Here is a 19469-nt window from a genome sequence, read left to right on the forward strand (position 1 = left end):
GGTCTTCTCCTGTCGCGCGACCGTTTATTGCAGGTCGAGCATCACCACCGACTTGGCCGGCAGCGCGACACTGAGCGTCGAACCGTCGATCCGCGCGCCGGTGAAGGCCGCAGGAGCCACCGCGTTCGGCGTGTTGAAGTCGTTATACGCGTTGATCGCCCCGGCGGTGAGGATCTGACCCGACACGGCGCTCGCCGTAACCCCGGCGAGCCCGACGCTGACCGTGATCGGCTGATTCGGGTTTAGGTTAGACAGCGCGACATGCACCTTGCCCGCCTTGTCCCGCACCGCCGATGCGCTGATCTGCGGCATCGTCCACTTGTCCTTGCCGTACCATGGCGACTTGATGTCGAGCGGCAGCACGGTCGCGTCCATGTACGGCTTGTACATCTGGTAGACGTAGTAGGTCGGCGTCTTCACCATCTTGTCGCCTTCGGTAAGGATCATCGCCTGCAGCACGTTGACCATCTGCGCGATCGCCGTCACCCGCACGCGGTCAGCATGATGCGCGAAGATGTCGAGGTTGATCGACGCCACCAGCGCGTCGCGCAGCGTGTTCTGCTGGCGCAGGAAGCCGGGGTTGGTGCCCGGGTCCGCCTTGTACCAGGTGCCCCATTCGTCCACCGCCAGGAAGACGCGCTTCTTGGGATCGTATTTGTCCATCACCGCGGCGTGCTTGGAGATCAGCTCCTCCATCCGCTCGGTATCGGACAGCGTTTCCGCCCAACCCGCTTCGTCGAACTGCGTCGAGGATGCCTTGGGCGGCCAGCCGCCGCCGCCGGGCACGGTGTAGTAATGCAGCGAGACGCCGTCGATCTGCCCGGCGGCGTCGCGCATCATGGTTTCGGTCCATTTGTAATCGTCGCCATTCGCGCCCGACGCGATCTTGACGATCCTGGTGCCCTCTGGCGCGACGATGAAGGTCGCGTAACGCTTGGTCTCGTCGGCGGCATATTCGGCGCGCATGTTGCCGCCGCAGCCCCACAGTTCGTTGCCGATGCCGAACAACGGCACCTTCCACGGCGCCTTGTGGCCGTTCCTGGCGCGTTCGTCGGCAAGGCTGCCGGCCGGTGCGGTCATATATTCGACCCACTCCGCCATTTCGCGCGGGGTGCCGTTGCCGACGTTGCCGGAGATGTACGGTTCGGACCCGAGCTGGTCCATCAGGTCCATGAACTCATGCGTGCCGACCGCATTGGGTTCGGTCACGCCGCCCCAGTGCGTGTTGACCTTGACCGGGCGCTTGGCGGGCGCGCCGATGCCTTCCCGCCAGTGATATTCGTCGGCAAAACACCCGCCGGGCCAACGCACCACCGGCACGCCGAGCTGCTTCAGCGCACCAACCACGTCGTTGCGGAAACCGTGCGTGTTGGCGATCTTGGAGTTCGTGCCGACCCACAGGCCGCCATAGATGCCGTTGCCGAGATGCTCGGCGAACTGCGTGAAGATGCGGCGATCGTAGACCGGGCCGGGCGTGTCGGCATGCAGCGTCACAGTGGCGGTGCCCGCCGGCGGCGGGGTCTCGGTCAACGGCGTCGATTGTTGCGCCACGCTTCCGGTGGCGCCGGCGACCAGCGCCGCGCCGGTCAGCATCATCTGCAGGAACTTCCGCATTATCATCCTCCCAGTTTTAATCGTTGAATGCTTCTACGCTCTCGCGTCGTGCCCGCAGGAATACATCGGCGACGAGCTTGAGCGGGCGTGTGTCGATCTCGCTGCGGCAGGTACTTACCAGTGTCGCGAAATGTGCATAGAGGCCGGAATATTCGCGGTCCTCACCGTGATCGGCGCTGCCTGGCAGCGTCAGCACCGCGCCGCCGTTAGAGAGCGTGCAGGTGCCGGCATCGGTTTCAACCACGATGTCCCAGCGTTGCGGCCCCGTCTGCCGCCAGTCGAGATCGACGTGGATGGTCATGCCGGCGGTATCGCAGAAGGTGAGATCGGCGGCGATCGGTGCGGCGCGGTTGGCCGGGATCGCGAGCGTGCCGGCGCGTAGGAAGAACGGGCGCGGCAGGATATGCGTCGCGATCGACAGTGCGTTGATGCCGGGATCGAACACGCCGAGACCACCCGGCTGCCAGATCCAGGCCTGCCCGGGATGCCAGACCCGCACGTCCTCGCGCCACACGATCGACACGCTGTCGATCCGGCGTTCCGCCAGCCAAGACCGTGCAGGTGCGACCCCGGCGGCGAAACGCGAGTGCCATGCCGCGAACAGAGTCACGCCGGTCTCGGCGGCCTGCGACTTTAACGCATCGACTTCGGCGAGTGTCGCGCCTGGTGGTTTTTCCAAAAAGACGTGAATGCCGCGCGCCAGCGCCTGCGCGGCAAGATCGTAGCGCACCTGCGGCGGCGTACAGAGCGCGATCGCATCCACCGCCGGCCCGTCCGCCAACAGCGCGTCCAGGCTGGCGCGGTGCGGCACACCCGCGACGGTCTGCTCCGCAAGCGGACTCACCGTCGCGGCGAGGCTGAACGCTTCGTCGCCCAGGATCGCGGGCAGATGCTGGTCGCGCGCGATCTTGCCCATGCCAACGATGGCGATGCGGATCGGGTCCACGGGGTCAGAGCGCCTTGACGACTGCCGGCTTTGGCTCGGCACGGGCGAGCGGGTTGCGCAGCGGCAGCGTAAACGGCGCCGCCGCAATCTCGAACACGTCACCCACTTGCGTTTGCACCCCCGCGCTGAACGACAGCGTGGCGGTTCCGAAAAAGTGCACGTGCACGTCCCCCGGGCGGCGGAACAGGTCGTATTTGAAGTGATGATGCTCAAGGTTGGCGAAGCTGTGCGACATGTTCGCCTCACCCGACAGGAACGGTTGCTTCCACAGCGTCTCGCCGTCGCGCACGATGCGGCTGGTGCCCTCGACGTGGTCGGGCAGCGCGCCGACCAGCAGTTCCGGGCCGAGCGAGGCCTGCCGCAGCTTGGAATGTGCCAGCCACAGGTAATTGTGCCGTTCGGTCACATGATCGCTGAATTCGTTGGCGAGGCAGATGCCGAGCCGGAACGGCGTACCGTCCGGGCCGATCAGGTAGATGCCGGCAAGCTCGGGCTCCTCTCCACCATCCTTGGCGAACGCGGGCATTTCCAGCGGCGCGCCGGGCGCGACGAGTTGCGAACCGTCGCCCTTGTAGAACCATTCGGGCTGCTGGCCTTCCGCGCCGCCGGCGGGCTTGCCGCCGGCAACACCCTCCTGGAACATGCGCATCGAATCGGTAAGCGTCTCGGCAGCGGCGGCGGCCTTGTGCATCTTGTCGCGTCCCTCGGCCGAACCGAGGTGGGTAAGCCCGGTGCCGGCCAGGATCATGTGTGCGCTGTCGTCATGGTCGATCGGGGCGATGATCTCGCCGGCCGCGAAGGCTGCGGCGAGGTCGACGGTATCGCCGGTGCCCAGCGCCGCCACCGCGTCCGCCAATCCGGTGCCGCTCTCGATCGCCTTCAGCGCCAGTGCGCGGATCGACGCCACCCCGTTGACGAATGCTGCGCGGTCGCCATCGGCGGCGATCACCGCTCGCGTGCCGGATGCTGTACGGTGCTGCAACAGGCGAAGCGCCATGCGATCAATCCTCTCTTCGGTGCGCGCACCGGGCGCGTTCTGCCGTCAAAGTACCTCGGCGCACCCAAAACCCGACCAAACTTCCCGCCTGGTTGGCGCGGTCAGCCCGACCGCTCGTGTCCGCCGTTCGATTACTCCTACTTATTTTTGCCAGCCGGGCAATGCAATCTTTCGTTTTGAAACGGCGAAACGGCTGGTACGGCTGGCAACGGGAGATAAGGATGACCGAACAGGACCAAGGCGTGGAAGGCGCGGTCGTAGAACGCACGCCGCGCGGCACCGGGCGCCGGCTGAACGGCGCGATCGCGCACAAGATCGGCATAGCGATCGTCTCGGGCGCCTATGCGCCGGGCGATATCCTGTCGAGCGAGGTCGATTTCTCCGAAGCGCTCGACGTGTCGCGCGGCGCGTACCGCGAGGCGATCCGTGCGCTTGCGGCCAAGGGGCTGGTCGAAAGCCGGCCGAAGGCGGGCACCCGCGTACTGCCGCGCGCGCGCTGGAACCTGCTCGATCCCGACGTTCTGACCTGGGCCTTCGCGGGCGAGCCGGATGCGCAGTTCGTTCGCAACCTGTTCGAACTGCGCGCGGTGGTGGAACCGGCGGCGGCAGGGTTCGCGGCGGAGCGACGCGATCGCGACGATCTGCGAATTCTTAAGGACGCGCTCGGCCGAATGCGTCGCCATTCGCTCGCCACCGCGGCGGGCCGCGCCGCCGATCGCGATTTCCACGATGCAATCCTGCGCGCCACCCGCAACGACGCGATGATGGTGCTCGCCGCCAGCATCGGCACGGCGGTAAGCTGGACGACACAGTATAAACAGCGCGCGCGCGAGCTGCCGCGCAACCCGATCCCCGATCACGCTCGCGTCTACGACGCCATCGCAGCCGGCGACCCGGCCGCCGCAAATGCCGCCATGCGCATCCTCGTTGATCTCGCGCTGGAGGATACCGCGAGCGCTATGCAGAACGTCGCTTAGCCAGGCGTTTCGATGGGCATCAGGGCCTTGCTCTGCCAATTCTTGTCTGACTATACATTCCATGCACAAGGCGCCGCATCGCTGGCGCTCCAGGAAGGGACTCAGAGGATGCTGAATATCTGGCGCGCCGGCGTGGCGGCTCTTGCCGTGGCGACCGCCTTCACCCCCTACGCGGCCAACGCCGCCGAAGCCAAGCGGGAGGCGGCAGGCACGCTTGCTGACGGTTCCGCGGTGGAGGCGGTGACGCTCTCCAACGGTCACGGCGTATCGGCGCGCATCCTCAACTACGGGGCGACGCTTCAGTCGCTGATCGCGCCGGATCGCGACGGTAAGCTCGCCGACATCGCACTCGGCTATGACGATGCGGCCACGTATCAGAGCCACCCCAATTATTTCGGCGCGACGATCGGGCGTTATGCCAACCGCATCGCCGGCGGCAAGTTCACGCTCGACGGCAAGACGTACCAGCTGCCGCTCAACGACAAGGTCAATTCGCTGCACGGCGGCGGCAAGGGGTTCGACAAGCAGGTCTGGAAGATCGTGTCGGTCAAATCGGGGCCGACTGCTTCGGTGGTGCTCGCCTATTCGAGCCCGGATGGCGACGCCGGCTATCCCGGCGCCCTCGATGCGACCGTCACCTACGCACTCGACGAGAGTGCCGCGCTGAAGGTCAGCTACGACGCGAAGACCACCAAGCCGACCGTCGTCAACATGACCAATCACAGCTTCTTCAATCTCGCCGGCGAGGGCGCACCGGCGGGTGCGACCTTCCACACGCTTATGATCCCTGCCAAGGCGTACACCCCGGTCGACGCGCACCTGATCCCGACCGGCGAGCGTCGCCCGGTCGAGGGCACCGTGTTCGACTTCCGCGCACCCCGCGTCATTGCCGAGGGCATCCGCGATGGGCGCGACGCACAGATCCGCTTTGGGCAAGGCTACGATCATAATTTCGCGCTCGACAAGGGCCTGACCAAGACGCCGGAACTCGCCGCACGGCTGGAAGACCCGGCGTCAGGCCGCGTTCTCGAAGTGCTGAGCACCGAGCCGGGCGTGCAGTTCTACACCGGCAACTTCCTCGATGGCACGTTCGTCGGCAAGCATGGCCACGTCTATCGAATGGGCGATTCGGTCTCGCTCGAGCCGCAGAAGTTCCCGGACTCACCCAACCATCCCGATTTCGTGTCGGCACGTGTCGATCCCGGCAAGCCATACCACAGCGAGATGATCTTCAAACTGTCCGTCGCACCACGCTAAAGGCAGCAGCTTCGTTCCACGTGAAACCGTCCCGTTTGCGCACTGGGGCAGACGGGCCGGTTGCGTTTTGGCGACCGCTTTACGACGGTGCGTGACGAAGCTACGCCTTTCCCCGGGGACGTTTTGGGGAGCGGGATGAAACACATAGCATGGGCGGCGTTGGCCGTAGCGTCGCTGGCATCGCAGGCTGGGGCGGCGAGCGACGCCGCTACGCATTTCGGCGCGCGCGAGGATGTTCGTCAGATCAGCATTTCACCTGACGGCAAACGGATCGCGTATATTGCTCCAACCGGTGCGCGCGGTGACGCCATCATCATCGCCACCGTCGCGACCGGCGAGCTGACTGCGATCTCATCCTCATCAGGCAATCCCGATCGGCTGCAATCCTGCCATTGGACCACCGATACCCGGCTGGTCTGCAGTATCTACATGGTGGCGACCGACGCGCAGCAGCGCGTGCTACCGTTCTCGCGTATTTTCGCGCTCGATGCCGACGGCAAGCGTGTCGTCATGCTGAGCGCGCGCACCAACGATCGATCGCTGAACTACGCGCTTGGCGGTGGCGAGGTGATCGACTGGCAGGCCGACCGAGCCGACGGCAGCGTGCTGATGACACACACCTACGTGCCCGAATCGACCACGGGCAGCCTCGTCGCCAGCACACAGGAGGGGCTGGGCGTCGACCGTATCGACACGGTCACGCTCAAACGCACGATGGTCGAGCCCCCTCGCAAGGGCGCCGAGGCGTATATCAGCGACGGCCACGGCATCGTGCGGATCATGAAGCTGCGCGGCGAGAATACCGCCGGTTACATGAAGAATTCCGTCAGCGTATTCTACCGCACGCCGAACAGCCGCCAGTGGAAACCGCTTGGCGTCGTCAAGCAGACCGACACGACCAGCATCGGGTTCGATCCGGTCGCGGTCGATCCTGACAAGAATGTCGCCTATGGGTTTGATGCAGTCGACGGCCGTACCGCGCTCTATGCGGTCGCGCTCGACGGATCGTTGAAGCGGGAGCTGGTTCTCGCCCGGCCAGATGTAGATATCGATGCCGCCATATCGGTCGGGCGACAGGATCGTCTGGTCGGCGTCAGCTTTGCCACCGACAAGCGCCAGACGGTGTATTTCGATCCGGACCTCGCCAAGCTGTCGACCGCGCTTTCGAAGGCGCTGCCGGGCCTGCCGCTCGTCAACATTGTCGATGCCACCGCCGACGAAAGCAAGCTGGTGATCTTTGCCGGCAGCGATGTCGATCCCGGCCGCTATTACCTCTACGATAAAGCAACCCGTAAGCTGGCGGAACTCCTGCCGGTACGCCAGGCACTCGCCAAGACCACGCTGGCGACGGTCAAAGCGGTCAGCGTCACCGTCGCCGATGGCACGACGATCCCCGCCTATCTGACGCTGCCGCCGGGAAGTTCCGGCAAGAGTCTGCCTTCGATCGTCATGCCGCACGGTGGGCCGGACGCGCGTGACGAATGGGGGTTCGACTGGCTGGCGCAATTTTTCGCGAACCGCGGTTATGCCGTCCTCCAGCCCAACTTTCGGGGCTCGACCGGGTACGGGATCGCCTTCTTCGAAAAGAACGGCTTTCAATCCTGGCCGATCGCGATTGGCGACGTCAACGACAGCGGGCGCTGGCTGGTCAAGCAGGGCATCGCGGATCCAGCTAAACTGGCGATCGTCGGCTGGTCATACGGTGGCTATGCGGCACTGCAATCCGCAGTGGTCGATCCGCAGTTGTTCAAGGCGATCGTCGCAGTGGCGCCGGTCACCGATCTCGAAAGCCGCCGACAGGAATGGCGCGACTTCACCAACTTTCCCCTCATCGACGCGCAGATCGGTCATGGCCCGAATGTCGCCGCGGGATCGCCGGCGCAGCATGCCGATCGTTTTGTCGCGCCGGTGCTGCTGTTCCACGGCGATCTCGACCGTAACGTCTCAGTCGCCGAATCCCGGTTGATGGCGGCGCGGCTAAAGAGCGCGCATAAGCTGGTGACGTACTCCGAAATCCCGACGCTCGACCATCAACTCGAGGATAATACGGTTCGCGCGACGATGCTGGATACGATGGACGGGTTTCTGCGCAAGTCGCTGGGGTTGCCGGCGACGCCGTGAGGGTGGGTTTAAGGCTGAGATATAAAAAAGGGCGGCCGTTGCGGGCCGCCCTTTTTTGTTTTCTCGGGGTGGGCGAGGCGGGCGAAGCCCGCGTCGTCGGTCAGCGCCATGGCACCGCCGGCCACTCGCGCTGAGGAACCTCGATTTAGCTTCGCTAAATCTCGATCAGCGCGAGTAGAACTCGACCACGAGGTTCGGTTCCATCTTCACCGGGTACGGCACTTCGTCGAGCGTCGGCACGCGCGTGAAGGTTACCTTGGCGGCACCGTCCGGAGCGACGTAATCGGGGATCTCACGCTCGGACAGCGCCTGCGCTTCCATCACCAGCGCCATTTCCTGCGCCTTCGAACCCAGCGTGATCTCTTCACCAGCGAACACGCGACGCGAGGCGATGTTGCACTTCACGCCGTTGACGCGGACGTGGCCGTGCGAAACGAGCTGACGCGCGGCGAACACGGTTGGCGCGAACTTGGCGCGGTACACGATCATGTCGAGACGCATCTCGAGCAGGCCGATCAGGTTCTGGCTGGTATCGCCCTTCATGCGTGCCGCCTCATGGTAGCATGCGCGGAACTGCTTCTCGGTGACGTCGCCGTAATAGCCCTTCAGCTTCTGCTTGGCGCGCAGCTGCAGACCGAAGTCCGAAACCTTGCCCTTGCGGCGCTGGCCGTGCTGGCCGGGGCCGTACTCACGCTTGTTCACCGGGGACTTGGGACGGCCCCAGATGTTCTCGCCCATACGGCGATCGAGTTTATGCTTGGCGCTGGAACGCTTCGACATGATATTTCCTTAGACACTTGCCAACAACAAGACCGGCGCGTTCTGAAAGACCGTGCCGATCGATACCCGGTCATCGCGCCGGCAAGACATGCCGGGGCCACCGCTTCACCGGGGTGCGGGACCAAATGCGAAGGCGGGCGGTTAGCGGCGGCCCGCCCAAGAGTCAAGGCGATCATCCGCCGAGACGAACCTTGCGCATGCGGCTATGCGCACCCCACTTGACGCCACCCGGCCTAGCCTTTCACCCTCGTGCGTACACGTAAGGATGTGACCGAACCGCCATGCAGCTAGTTATCGTCGAATCGCCGGCCAAGGCGAAAACCATCGAGAAGTATCTCGGCTCCGACTACCGCGTGCTGGCGAGCTACGGCCACGTTCGCGATCTGCCGCCCAAGGACGGCTCGGTGAACCCCGACGAGGGGTTCGCGATGGAATGGGAAAACTACGCGGACAAGACCAAGCAGCTCAAGGCGATCACCGATCTCGCCAAGACTGCCGACCGCCTGATCCTCGCCACCGATCCGGATCGCGAGGGCGAGGCGATTTCGTGGCACGTGCAGGAGGTGCTGAAGAACCGCAAGGCGCTGCCCAAGGATGTGCAGCGCGTGACGTTCAACGCCATCACCAAGGCCACCGTGACGGAGGCGATGAAGCATCCGCGCGAACTCGATACCGATCTGATCGACGCGTATCGCGCGCGCCGCGCGCTCGACTATCTGGTCGGCTTCACCCTGTCGCCGGTGCTGTGGCGCAAGCTCCCCGGGGCCAAGTCGGCGGGCCGCGTGCAGTCGGTCGCGCTGCGGCTGATCGTCGAGCGCGAGCGTGAGATCGAGGCGTTCCGCGCGCAGGAATACTGGTCGGTTGCCGCACAGATGGAGCAGGACGGCACGCCCTTCACCGCGCGCCTGACGCGCTGGAACGGCGACAAGATCGACCGCCTCTCGATCGGCGACGAAGCCACCGCGATGCGCGCCAAGGCCGATGTCGAGGCGGGGCATTTCACCGTCCAGTCGGTGGAGACCAAGCCCGCCACCCGCAACCCGCCGCCGCCGTTCACCACCTCGACGCTCCAGCAGGAGGCATCGCGCAAGCTTGGCTTCTCGGCGGATCACACGATGCGGATCGCACAGTCGCTCTACGAGGACGGCGCGATCACCTATATGCGGACCGACGGCGTACAGATGGACGGCAGTGCGATCTCCGCCGCGCGCCTCGCCATCGCCAACCGCTATGACGCCGGTTACGTGCCGGACAAGCCGCGCCACTACACCTCCAAGGCGAAGAACGCGCAGGAAGCGCACGAGGCGATCCGCCCGACCGATTTCGGCAAGGATCGCGCCGGCTCGGGCGATCATGGCCGGCTGTACGATCTGATCTGGAAGCGCGCGCTCGCCAGCCAGATGGCGTCCGCGCGAATGGAGCGCACGATCGTCGAACTGGCTGAGGGCACCGGCCGCACCGCTTTGCGCGCCACCGGCCAGGTCGTGCTGTTCCCCGGCTACCTCACGCTCTACGAGGAAGGCACCGACGACAGCGCCGACGAGGACGCCCGCCGCCTGCCCCGCCTGCGCGATGGCGATGCGCCAGCCAAGAAGGCGGTCGACGCCGAGCAGCACTTCACCCAGCCGCCACCGCGCTTTTCCGAAGCCAGCCTCGTCAAGCGGCTCGAGGAACTCGGCATCGGCCGGCCGTCCACCTATGCGTCGATCATCAAGACGCTCAAGGATCGCAGCTACGTCCGCACCGAGAAGAACCGCTTCTTTGCCGAAGAAAGCGGGCGGCTGGTGACGGCGTTCCTCGAACGCTTCTTCGAACGCTATGTCGGTTATGATTTCACCGCCGGACTCGAGGACGAACTCGACGAGGTGTCGGGTGGTCGCGCCGAGTGGCAGGCGGTGCTGGAGGCTTTCTGGAAGGACTTCAAGCCGCGCACCAGCGAGGTGATGGAGCAGAAGCCGTCGGAAGTGACCGCGGAACTCGACAAGTTCCTCGCGCCCTATCTGTTCCCGGAGCGCGCCGATGGGGCCGACCCGCGGCTGTGCCCGAATTGCGGGGTCGGCCAGTTGGCGTTGCGTGGCGGCAAATTCGGTGCGTTCGTGGCGTGTTCGAACTATCCGGAATGCAAATACACCCGCCGCTTCGGCCAGGGTGGTGCAGCCGAAGACGGTGCCGCACTCGAGAACGAGATTCTTGGCAACGATCCCGACACCGGCCTGCCGATCGAGCGCAAGTCCGGACGGTTCGGCCCGTACGTCCAGCTTGGCGACGGCAAGGAGGCGAAGCGCGCCTCGATCCCTAAGGACATACCCGAACTCGATCTCGAATGGGCGATCAAGCTGCTGTCGCTGCCGCGCACGATCGGCACGCATCCGGAGACGGCAGAGCCGATCCTCGCCTCGATCGGGCGCTATGGACCGTATCTGCAACATGCCGGCAAGTACGCGCGGTTGACCTCGACCGAGGAGGTGTTCGAGACCGGCATGAACGCGGCGGTGGTGAAACTCGCCGAAGCGGCGGCGGGTGGCGGTCGTCCGCAGCGCGGCGCTGCGCGCGAACCGCTCAAGGTGCTCGGCAAGCATCCCCGTACCGAGGCGGAGATCAAGCTGATGGAGGGCCGCTACGGCGCCTATGTCACCGATGGCGAGACCAACGCGACCTTGCCGAAATCGATCGAGAAGGATGCGCTGACGCTTGAAGAAGCGGCGCAACTGATCGATGCGCGCGCGGCGGCGGCACCGGCCAAGCCGAAGAAGAAGGCACCAGCCAAGAAGGCCGCGCCGAAGAAGGCGGCGGCGAAGGCTCCGGCCAAAGCGGCAGCCAAGAAGGCGCCTGCCAAGAAAGTCGCACCAAAGGCCGCAAAGGAGGCTTGATCGCCTGACCCGCTAAACCCGTTCGTCCCGAGCGAAGTCGATGCATATGCCAAGGCTACGCTCGGCACGAACGGACGGTGGTGCGCTTTCAGGCGGCGTAGCGCGGGCGTGCGCTGCTCATCGCCAACCAGGCGCGCGCAGCCTTCTGTGCGACCGAGATTTCGCGTGGCGACATGTCCTCGGCGATCTCGCTACGGCAGGCCATCGCCTCTTCGCTGCCGGCGACGGCGGCGAGGTTGAACCATTTGTGCGCCTCGACCAGATCGATGCCGACGCCGGATGCGCCGCTCGAATACACCATGCCGAGATCGTACAACGCACCCGCATCGCCGCGTGCCGCATCGGCGATGCGACTGTCGATGAGAAACTGCGCGCTTTTCAGGCTGCTGCCCATGTCCGTGAACCCCCGTTTTAACGATCAACTCTGTGACGTCAGTGTCGCGCATGATCGTTAAAGAATCGGTTAACGGCGATTAAGCATAAGTCCGGAGCGGGATATCGCGCAGGTCGGCAACGACGACCCGATTCGGCGCTATGCAGCCCGGGATCAACTCCGCAGGATTACAGGGTTTTGCCTTCGCAGCGCAGGCTACGGCACCGCGCCGGCTCGTCCGCATACGAATCGATACTTCATCGAAACGCCGAAGCGGGTGTTCAGATCGCTTGCATGTCGACCGCGATGTTGTCGATCAGCCGCGTCGAGCCGAGCCGCGCGGCGGCAAGCAGGCGCAGCGGGCGGCCGGGTTCGGGATGCTCGGTCAGCGTCTCGGCATCGACCAGGCAGACGTAATCGATCGCGAACCCTGCCCCCGTCAGCATATCGTGCGCGCCCGCGATCGCGGTCGACACGTCGCCGCCCCGCCCGATCTCACGCGCCGCCACGCCGAGCGCACGCGGCAACGCCACCGCGCGCACCCGCTCGCCCTCGTCGAGGTAGATGTTGCGGGATGAGAGCGCGAGCCCGTCATCCTCGCGCTGGGTCGGCACGCCGACGATCTCGATATCGAAGTCGAGATCGGCGACCATGCGGCGGATCACCGCGAGCTGCTGGAAATCCTTTTCGCCAAACAAAGCCACATCGGGGCGGACCTGATTGAACAGCTTGGCCACGACCGTCGCCACCCCGTCGAAATGCCCCGGCCGGGCCGCGCCGTCCATCCCGGCGCTGACCCCGCCGACCGAGATGTTGGTGCCGAAGCCGGCCGGATACACCTCCTCGACCGGCGGCGCCCACAGCACGTCGCAGCCCGCGCGGGTCAGCATTTGCGAGTCCGTAGCCTCGCGTCGCGGGTAACGCGACAGGTCTTCGCCCGCCCCGAACTGGCGCGGATTGACGAAGATCGACGCGACGATCCGCCGGCCCGGCCGCTTCGCCGCCTCGATCAGCGCCATGTGCCCGGCGTGGAGCGCGCCCATCGTCGGCACCAGCGCGACGCTCTCGCCCGCCGCGCGGAAGGCAGCGATAGCGTCTCGCAACGGGACGATCTGACGGATGGTTTGCATGGGCGTCTAGCCTCCGGTAAGAATGGCCCGGCCTTCTATGGGCGATGGCCGATACGGGCAACACAAGGATCATAAGACATTGCCGGGCGACGGAAAAAAGCCGCACATCATCGTGTTCGCAAACGAAAAGGGCGGCACGGGTAAATCGACGACGGCGGTGCACGTCGCGATCGCGCTGGCGGCGAAGGGCGGCCGCGTCGCCGCGTTCGATCTCGACCACCGGCAGCGCACGGTCGGGCGCTACCTCGACAACCGCGCGACCACCGCCAAGCGCACCGAGCGTGATCTCATCATCCCGCGCCACGCCACGCACGACGGCAAGACGCCGGAGCGCTTCGAGGAGCTGTTCGCCGATCTGTCCGAGGGCAGCGACTTCCTCGTCATCGATACGCCGGGCCGCGACGATCCGTTCGCGCGGCTGGCGGCACAGCGCGCCGATACGCTGGTGACGCCGATGAACGACAGTTTCGTCGACTTCGATCTGATCGGCCAAGTCGACCCCGACACCTACAAGGTGACGCGACCGAGCTTCTATGCCGAGCTGATCTGGGACGCGCGGAAGATCCGGGCGCGCACGGATGGCGCGACGATCGACTGGGTGGTGTTGCGCAACCGCGTTCAGCACATCGAGGCGCGCAACATGCGGCGCGTGTCCTCCGCGCTCGACCAGCTTGCCAAGCGAGTGGGCTTTCGCATCATCCCGGGGCTGGGCGAGCGCGTCATCTACCGCGAACTGTTCCCGCAAGGGTTGACCATGCTCGACGCGGGCGCGTTCGGTGAGATGGGGCTGAGCCACGTCGCCGCGCGGCAGGAGCTGCGCGAAATGATGAACGCGCTGTCGCTGCCCGACGTCGCCATCCCACAAGTCGCATAGTGGCGAAGGTCCTCGTCCTGATCGCGTTGATCGCGTTCGGCTGGTATTATCTGCGTCGCAAACCCGCGCCCGCGCGCATCGACGAGGCAGAGGCGCGCGCGATCCTCGGCGTCAGCGCATCGGCCGACGCGGACGCGATCCGCGCCGCGCACCGCCGGCTGGTCTCGGCGGTCCATCCCGATCGCGGCGGCTCGGCCGATCTGGCGCGACGGATCAACGCCGCACGCGACGTGCTGCTCAAGCGGTGACACACCGCATCGACCCCGCCATCCTGCGCGAATATGACGTGCGCGGCGTGGTCGGCAAGACGCTGCATACAGCGGATGCGCATGCGCTCGGGCGTGGCTTTGCGAGCGTGGTGCGGCGCGGGGGCGGTCAGCGTGTCGCGGTCGGTTATGACGGGCGGCTGACCTCGCCCGCGCTGGAGGCGGCGCTGGTCGCCGGGCTGACGGCAAGCGGCGTCGACGTGGTGCGCATCGGCATTGGGCCGACCCCGATGCTGGCGTTCGCGGAGGCGACGTTAGCGGTGGATGGCGGCATACAGATAACCGGCAGCCATAATCCCGCCGATCAGAACGGCCTCAAGTTCACGCTGCACCACGCGCCGTTTTTCGGCGACGATCTCCAGCGGCTTGCCCACCTTGCCGAGACGGGCGACTGGACCGAGGGCGCGGGCGCGATAACCAAGGCGGACGTGCTGCACGCCTATCTCGACCGGCTGGTCGCCGGGTTTGGCGGGGCGGCGTACCGGATTGGCTGGGATGCCGGCAACGGTGCGTCCGGCACGGTGATCCAGCAGCTCGTGCAGCGCCTGCCGGGTGAGCATCACCTGCTGTTCACCGATATCGACGGCAATTTCCCCAACCATCATCCCGACCCTTCCGAAGAACCGAACCTGGCCGATCTCAAGGCGCTGGTCGTGGACAAGCAGCTCGATTTTGGCGTGGCTTTCGATGGCGATGGCGACCGGATCGGCGTGGTCGACAGCCTCGGCCGTACGCTCGCGGCGGATCAGGTTCTGTCCGTTCTGGTCGAAACCGCGCTAAGCCGCGCTCCCGGGGCGAGCGTGATCGGCGACGTGAAGACCAGCAGCGCGCTGTTCGAGCGGGTGCGTACGCTCGGCGGCGTGCCGGTGATGTGGAAGACCGGCCACAGCCTGATGAAGACCAAGATGCGCGAGACCGCTGCGGTGATCGGCGGCGAGATGAGCGGGCACATCTACTTCGGCGGCGCATTCGGCGGGGTGGACGATGCGCATTACGCCGCCGTCCGGCTGATCGACGCGGTGGCGGCGAGCGGGCGCACGCTTGCCGATCTGCGCGATGCGATGCCGCATATGGTCAACACGCCCGAACTCCGGTTCGCGGTGCCGGCCGCGCAGAAATTCGCGGTGATCGAGGAGGTTCTCGCCCGGCTCACCGACCAAGCCGCAGCCGTGAACCGCACCGACGGCGCGCGGGTCGATACGGCGGATGGCTGGTGGCTGCTGCGCGCGTCGCATACGCAGGACATGCTGACCGCGCGTGCCGAGGCGCATGATGCGGCGGGGCTGGAGCGGCTACTCGCCCAAATCGACGCGCAGTTAGAGGCGAGCGGGATCGTGCGCCCGACGTGATCCGGCGGCAGGGCTGGCTTTTCCCCGCCCGAGCCGCCACCTAGAGGACATGCCGCCACCCCCGCCCCCGCCCATGATCCGTGTCGTCGATCTCGAAACCACCGGCCCCGCCCCGCCCGCGCACGGCGTGTGTGAGATCGGCTGGCAGGATGTCGCGTTGCAGGCCGACGGCAGATGGGAACTGGTTGGCGAAGGCGGTTCGCGGCTCGTAAACCCGGGCCGCTCGATGCCGCCGATCACCCAGGCGATCCACCATATCCTCGACGAACAGGTGGCGGATGCGCCGCTGTGGCACGATGTCGCGCGCGCTGCGCTCGATCCGTGGCCGCGCCGGCTCGCGCTCGCCGCGCACCGCGCCGATTTCGAACAGCAGTTCTGCACGCCTGCGCTGACCCGCAGCGCCGAATGGATCTGCACCTGGAAATGCGCGATGCGGCTGTGGCCGGACGCGCCCAGCTTCTCCAACCAGGTGCTGCGCTATTGGCGAAAGCCGGAGGGGATCGAGCATGAACGCGGCTTGCCCGCGCACCGCGCCTTCCCCGATGCCTATGTCACCGCCTTCCACCTGCGCGACATGCTGAACGAGGCGAGCATCGAGCAGCTGCTCGAATGGTCGAACATGCCCGGCCTGTTGCCGCGCGTCCGCTACGGCCCCGATCGCGGCAAGGAATGGCACGAGATCGAGGATGACTCGCTCACCAAGTTTCTCGGCGACCGTGACATCGACGTGCGCTTCACCGCCGAGACCGAATTGGCGCGGCGGCAGGGCGGCGGCTTTGTCGGTCGGCAGAGCCTGCAGGAACGCCTGCTCTGACAGTTCTGAGTTGATCTATATCAATTCTGTCCCACTGGTGTTTTACGGCGGTGCGCTCTACCAACCACAGCGATGATGGGACGGGTGATACGGGCCGTGGGCGGCACGCAGGAAGCGGTCGGCCGTCTGTTGATCACGTGCATGGCCGTGGGCTTCATCGCGTTGCTCGCCGCCGGTCTGGCTGCGGTGTGGACGACCTCGCGCAATCAGGCGCATACCGACGCAGTCAACCACACATACACCGTTAAGCTCGCGATCGCGCAGACCCGCACGCTGGTTGAGCAGGGCGAAACCGCACGACGCGGCTATCTGCTGACCGGCGACGCGGATTATCGACAAAATTATACTTTCGCCGCCGCGCAGACCTCGCCCGAGATCGACCGTATCGCGGCGCTGACGTCTGACAATCCGGTCCAGCGCGCCAATGTCGCGGCGTTGCGGCCGCTGGTGCGCAACCTGGTGACGCAGCGCGACCTATCGATCGCGCTCACCGCAACCGGCCGGACGAGCGAGGCGGTGCAGCGCTTCATCGCGGAGCGGGTGGCGCGGCGCATGTACCAGATCCGGACGCTGCTGATGCGGATGGCGGACGAGGAGTCACGCCTGCTCGCGATCCGCGATGCCGAACAGCGTGCGGCCGTGCGCGCATTTTACGGCGTGCTTGGCGTCGCGGCGGTCTTGCTGCTCGTCGTCGCGCTGCTCTCGATCGCGACGGTGCTGCGCTACACGCGCGATCTCGCCAGCTCGCGCGACCAGTTGCGGGCTTTCGCCGAGTCGCTGGAGGAGCAGGTCGTGGAACGGACCACCGATCTCACCCGCGCGAACGAGGAGGTGCAGCGCTTCGCCTATATCGTCAGCCACGATCTGCGCTCGCCGCTGGTCAACGTGATGGGCTTCACCGCCGAACTTGAGGCCGCGACAGCAACCATCTCTGGCCTGATCGACCGGGCCGAGGCGGAGGCGCCCGGGATCGTCACCGAAGACATGCGGCTCGCCGCGCGCGAGGATCTGCCCGAGGCGATCGGCTTCATCCGCACCTCGACGCAGAAGATGGACCGGCTCATCAACGCGATCCTCAAACTGTCGCGTCAGGGCCGGCGCGTGATCTCGCCCGAGCCGCTCGATATGGCGGCGCTCGCCGTGTCGATCCGCGGCAGCCTGCAGCATCTGCTCGACGATCGCGGCGCCGAGATGATCGTGAAGGAGCCGATGGTCGGCATCGTCAGCGACCGGCTCGCGGTCGAGCAGATCCTGTCCAACCTCGTTGAGAATGCGGTCAAGTATCTCGATCCGAAACGGCCGGGGCGCATCGTGCTGCGCGGCGCACGCGAGGGCATGCGTGCGGTGTTCGAGGTCGAGGATAACGGCCGCGGTATCGCCGCATCAGATCATTCCCGCATCTTTGATCTGTTCCGCCGCTCCGGTACGCAGGATCAGCCGGGCGAAGGGATCGGACTCGCGCACGTCCGCGCCTTGGCGTATCGGCTTGGCGGAACTATCGACGTGGCATCGGAACTGGGTCGGGGCTCCACCTTCCGCGTGAACCTGCCCCTGATCTATGCCGAAACCAAGAACCGAAGCGAGCGAGACCCAGCATGACCGACCAACGTTCCGTCAGCATCGTGATGATCGAGGACGATGAGGGCCATGCCCGCCTGATCGAGAAGAACATCCGCCGTGCCGGCATCCTGAACGGCATCAACCATTTTACCGACGGCACCACCGCGCTCGACTACCTGTTCAACCACGAGCACGGCCCGGCGCACAACGGTCCGGCGCTGGTGCTGCTCGATCTCAACCTGCCCGACATGAGCGGGACGGACATTCTCGCCAAGATCAAGGGATCGCCCGAGCTGAAGCGCACCCCGGTCGTGGTGCTGACCACCACCGATGACAAGGTCGAGATTCAGCGCTGCTATGATCTCGGCTGTAACGTCTACATCACCAAGCCGGTCAATTACGAAAGCTTCGCGCAGGCGATTCGCCAGCTTGGCCTGTTCCTGTCGGTCATCCAGGTGCCGGAGATCGAAGGCGACTGATGCTCAACGCGGTCCCCGCCTCTGCTGCGACGCACGTCCTGTATATCGACGATGACCAAGGTCTTCGCCGGCTGGTCGGGCGTTCGCTCGCGCGGCATGGCTTCGTCGTGACGGTGGCGGAAGGCGGCCCGCAGGGTCTGGAGCTTGCCAAGGCACAGCGGTTCGACCTGATCGCGGTCGATCACTACATGCCGGGCATGGATGGCCTTGAAACGCTGGCACATCTGCGCACGCTCCCGGACGCACCGCCGGTGGTGTACGTCACCGGTTCGGAGGAAGGCCGCATCGCCGTCGCCGCGTTGAAGGCCGGCGCGGCGGATTATGTGGTGAAGGCGGTCGGCCCGGACTTCTTCGATCTGCTCGTCAGTTCGTTCTCGCAGGTGCTGGAGCGCACCCGGCTCGAACGCGACAAGCTCGCCGCCGAACAGATGCTGCGCGCCAGCAATGCCCGGCTCGAGGCGCTGCTGCGCGAGGTCAATCACCGCGTCGCCAACAGCCTCCAGATCGTCTCGGCGATGGTGCGGTTGCAATCGACCGCGCTTGTCGACGACAGCGCACGTGCCGCGCTTGAGGATACGCAGCGCCGCATCGCCGCGATCGCGCAGGTCCATCGCCGGCTCTACACCACCAACGATGTCGAGCAGGTCGACATGCGCGAATATCTCGGCGCGCTGGTCGACGAACTCGGCGAAACCTGGTCGAGCGAGGCGGAACCGCGTACTCTGACGCTCGTCGCCGAACCGATCCGGCTGACGACCGATCGTGCGGTGTCGCTGGGCGTGATCGTCACCGAACTGGTCAGCAACGCCTGCAAATACGCCTACCCGCTCAAAGGCGGCGAGGTGCGGATCGCGCTGTCGCATGTCGGGGACGAGCAGTTCCGGCTGGCTGTCGAGGATGACGGCATCGGCATGGACACCGCCGCGCCCGCGCGCGGCACCGGTGTCGGCACCAAACTGATCCGCGCGATGGCGCAGAGCCTGCACTCGATCGTGGAATATGATGTTGGGCAAAGCGGCGTGGGCGGCGTGCGCGCGACGTTGACGGCCGCGCTCGGCTAAG

Annotated in this window: 17 protein-coding genes; 11 read left to right on the forward strand and 6 right to left on the reverse strand. The window is 65.8% G+C overall.

What is annotated here, in order from left to right; all coding sequences use genetic code 11:
- Window positions 1–24: 24 nt before the first annotated feature.
- The 3 genes from L8F97_RS15170 to araD1 are packed head-to-tail and all read right to left on the reverse strand — an operon-like array spanning window position 25 to window position 3557.
- On the reverse strand, window positions 25–1614 hold the full coding sequence (locus L8F97_RS15170; protein ID WP_242151926.1) for an alpha-N-arabinofuranosidase: 1590 nt from the start codon (window positions 1612–1614) through the stop codon (window positions 25–27).
- Between the two features lie 16 nt (window positions 1615–1630).
- A complete protein-coding gene (locus tag L8F97_RS15175) occupies window positions 1631–2560 on the reverse strand; it encodes a Gfo/Idh/MocA family protein (protein ID WP_242151928.1) in 930 nt (309 codons plus the stop codon).
- Window positions 2561–2564: 4 nt separating this feature from the next.
- Complete coding sequence (gene araD1 / locus L8F97_RS15180) at window positions 2565–3557, reverse strand: AraD1 family protein (protein WP_242151931.1); 993 nt, start codon at window positions 3555–3557, stop codon at window positions 2565–2567.
- A gap of 221 nt (window positions 3558–3778) precedes the next feature.
- On the opposite strand from araD1, the gene L8F97_RS15185 reads away from it, so the two are divergent.
- The 3 genes from L8F97_RS15185 (at window position 3779) to L8F97_RS15195 (ending at window position 7912) form a co-directional block, all read left to right on the forward strand.
- Window positions 3779–4534, forward strand: a complete 756-nt coding sequence (locus L8F97_RS15185; protein ID WP_242151934.1) for a FadR/GntR family transcriptional regulator — start codon at window positions 3779–3781, stop codon at window positions 4532–4534.
- A 108-nt stretch (window positions 4535–4642) separates the two neighbouring features.
- Window positions 4643–5791 carry an aldose epimerase family protein gene (locus L8F97_RS15190; protein ID WP_242151935.1) on the forward strand — a complete coding sequence of 383 codons (1149 nt, stop codon included), beginning with the start codon at window positions 4643–4645 and terminating at the stop codon, window positions 5789–5791.
- A 135-nt stretch (window positions 5792–5926) separates the two neighbouring features.
- Complete coding sequence (locus L8F97_RS15195; RefSeq protein WP_242151938.1) at window positions 5927–7912, forward strand: alpha/beta hydrolase family protein; 1986 nt, start codon at window positions 5927–5929, stop codon at window positions 7910–7912.
- Window positions 7913–8077: 165 nt separating this feature from the next.
- Here L8F97_RS15195 and rpsD read toward each other — a convergent pair whose 3' ends face one another.
- Complete coding sequence (gene rpsD / locus L8F97_RS15200; RefSeq protein WP_242151940.1) at window positions 8078–8692, reverse strand: 30S ribosomal protein S4; 615 nt, start codon at window positions 8690–8692, stop codon at window positions 8078–8080.
- Window positions 8693–8973: 281 nt separating this feature from the next.
- On the opposite strand from rpsD, the gene topA reads away from it, so the two are divergent.
- On the forward strand, window positions 8974–11562 hold the full coding sequence (gene topA, locus L8F97_RS15205; RefSeq protein WP_242151944.1) for a type I DNA topoisomerase: 2589 nt from the start codon (window positions 8974–8976) through the stop codon (window positions 11560–11562).
- Between the two features lie 88 nt (window positions 11563–11650).
- Here topA and L8F97_RS15210 read toward each other — a convergent pair whose 3' ends face one another.
- Window positions 11651–11956 carry a hypothetical protein gene (locus L8F97_RS15210; protein WP_242151947.1) on the reverse strand — a complete coding sequence of 102 codons (306 nt, stop codon included), beginning with the start codon at window positions 11954–11956 and terminating at the stop codon, window positions 11651–11653.
- 260 nt (window positions 11957–12216) lie between these two features.
- On the reverse strand, window positions 12217–13065 hold the full coding sequence (panC, locus tag L8F97_RS15215; protein WP_242151950.1) for a pantoate--beta-alanine ligase: 849 nt from the start codon (window positions 13063–13065) through the stop codon (window positions 12217–12219).
- Between the two features lie 79 nt (window positions 13066–13144).
- Here panC and L8F97_RS15220 point away from each other — a divergent pair, with 79 nt between their 5' ends.
- The 7 genes from L8F97_RS15220 (at window position 13145) to L8F97_RS15250 (ending at window position 19468) form a co-directional block, all read left to right on the forward strand.
- Complete coding sequence (locus L8F97_RS15220) at window positions 13145–13939, forward strand: division plane positioning ATPase MipZ (protein WP_242151953.1); 795 nt, start codon at window positions 13145–13147, stop codon at window positions 13937–13939.
- Window positions 13939–14187, forward strand: coding sequence for a DnaJ domain-containing protein (locus L8F97_RS15225; protein ID WP_242151956.1), 249 nt, complete (start codon window positions 13939–13941; stop codon window positions 14185–14187). The genes L8F97_RS15220 and L8F97_RS15225 overlap by 1 nt, the downstream gene beginning before the upstream one ends.
- Window positions 14184–15554, forward strand: a complete 1371-nt coding sequence (gene pgmG, locus L8F97_RS15230; protein ID WP_242151959.1) for a phosphoglucomutase/phosphomannomutase PgmG — start codon at window positions 14184–14186, stop codon at window positions 15552–15554. The genes L8F97_RS15225 and pgmG overlap by 4 nt, the downstream gene beginning before the upstream one ends.
- A 73-nt stretch (window positions 15555–15627) precedes the next feature.
- A complete protein-coding gene (locus L8F97_RS15235; protein WP_242151962.1) occupies window positions 15628–16368 on the forward strand; it encodes an exonuclease domain-containing protein in 741 nt (246 codons plus the stop codon).
- Window positions 16369–16509: 141 nt separating this feature from the next.
- Window positions 16510–17967, forward strand: coding sequence for a sensor histidine kinase (locus L8F97_RS15240; protein WP_313932011.1), 1458 nt, complete (start codon window positions 16510–16512; stop codon window positions 17965–17967).
- Entirely contained in the window at window positions 17964–18407 is a 444-nt protein-coding gene (locus tag L8F97_RS15245) for a response regulator (protein ID WP_242151970.1), read from the forward strand. Before L8F97_RS15240 ends, L8F97_RS15245 begins: the two co-directional genes overlap by 4 nt.
- Window positions 18407–19468: a sensor histidine kinase gene (locus tag L8F97_RS15250; RefSeq protein ID WP_242151975.1), complete on the forward strand. Its 1062-nt coding sequence runs from the start codon at window positions 18407–18409 to the stop codon at window positions 19466–19468. The genes L8F97_RS15245 and L8F97_RS15250 overlap by 1 nt, the downstream gene beginning before the upstream one ends.
- The last annotated feature ends 1 nt before the right edge of the window (window position 19469 follow it).

The organism is Sphingomonas sp. BAUL-RG-20F-R05-02 (assembly GCF_022662305.1).
GTDB lineage: Bacteria > Pseudomonadota > Alphaproteobacteria > Sphingomonadales > Sphingomonadaceae > Sphingomonas.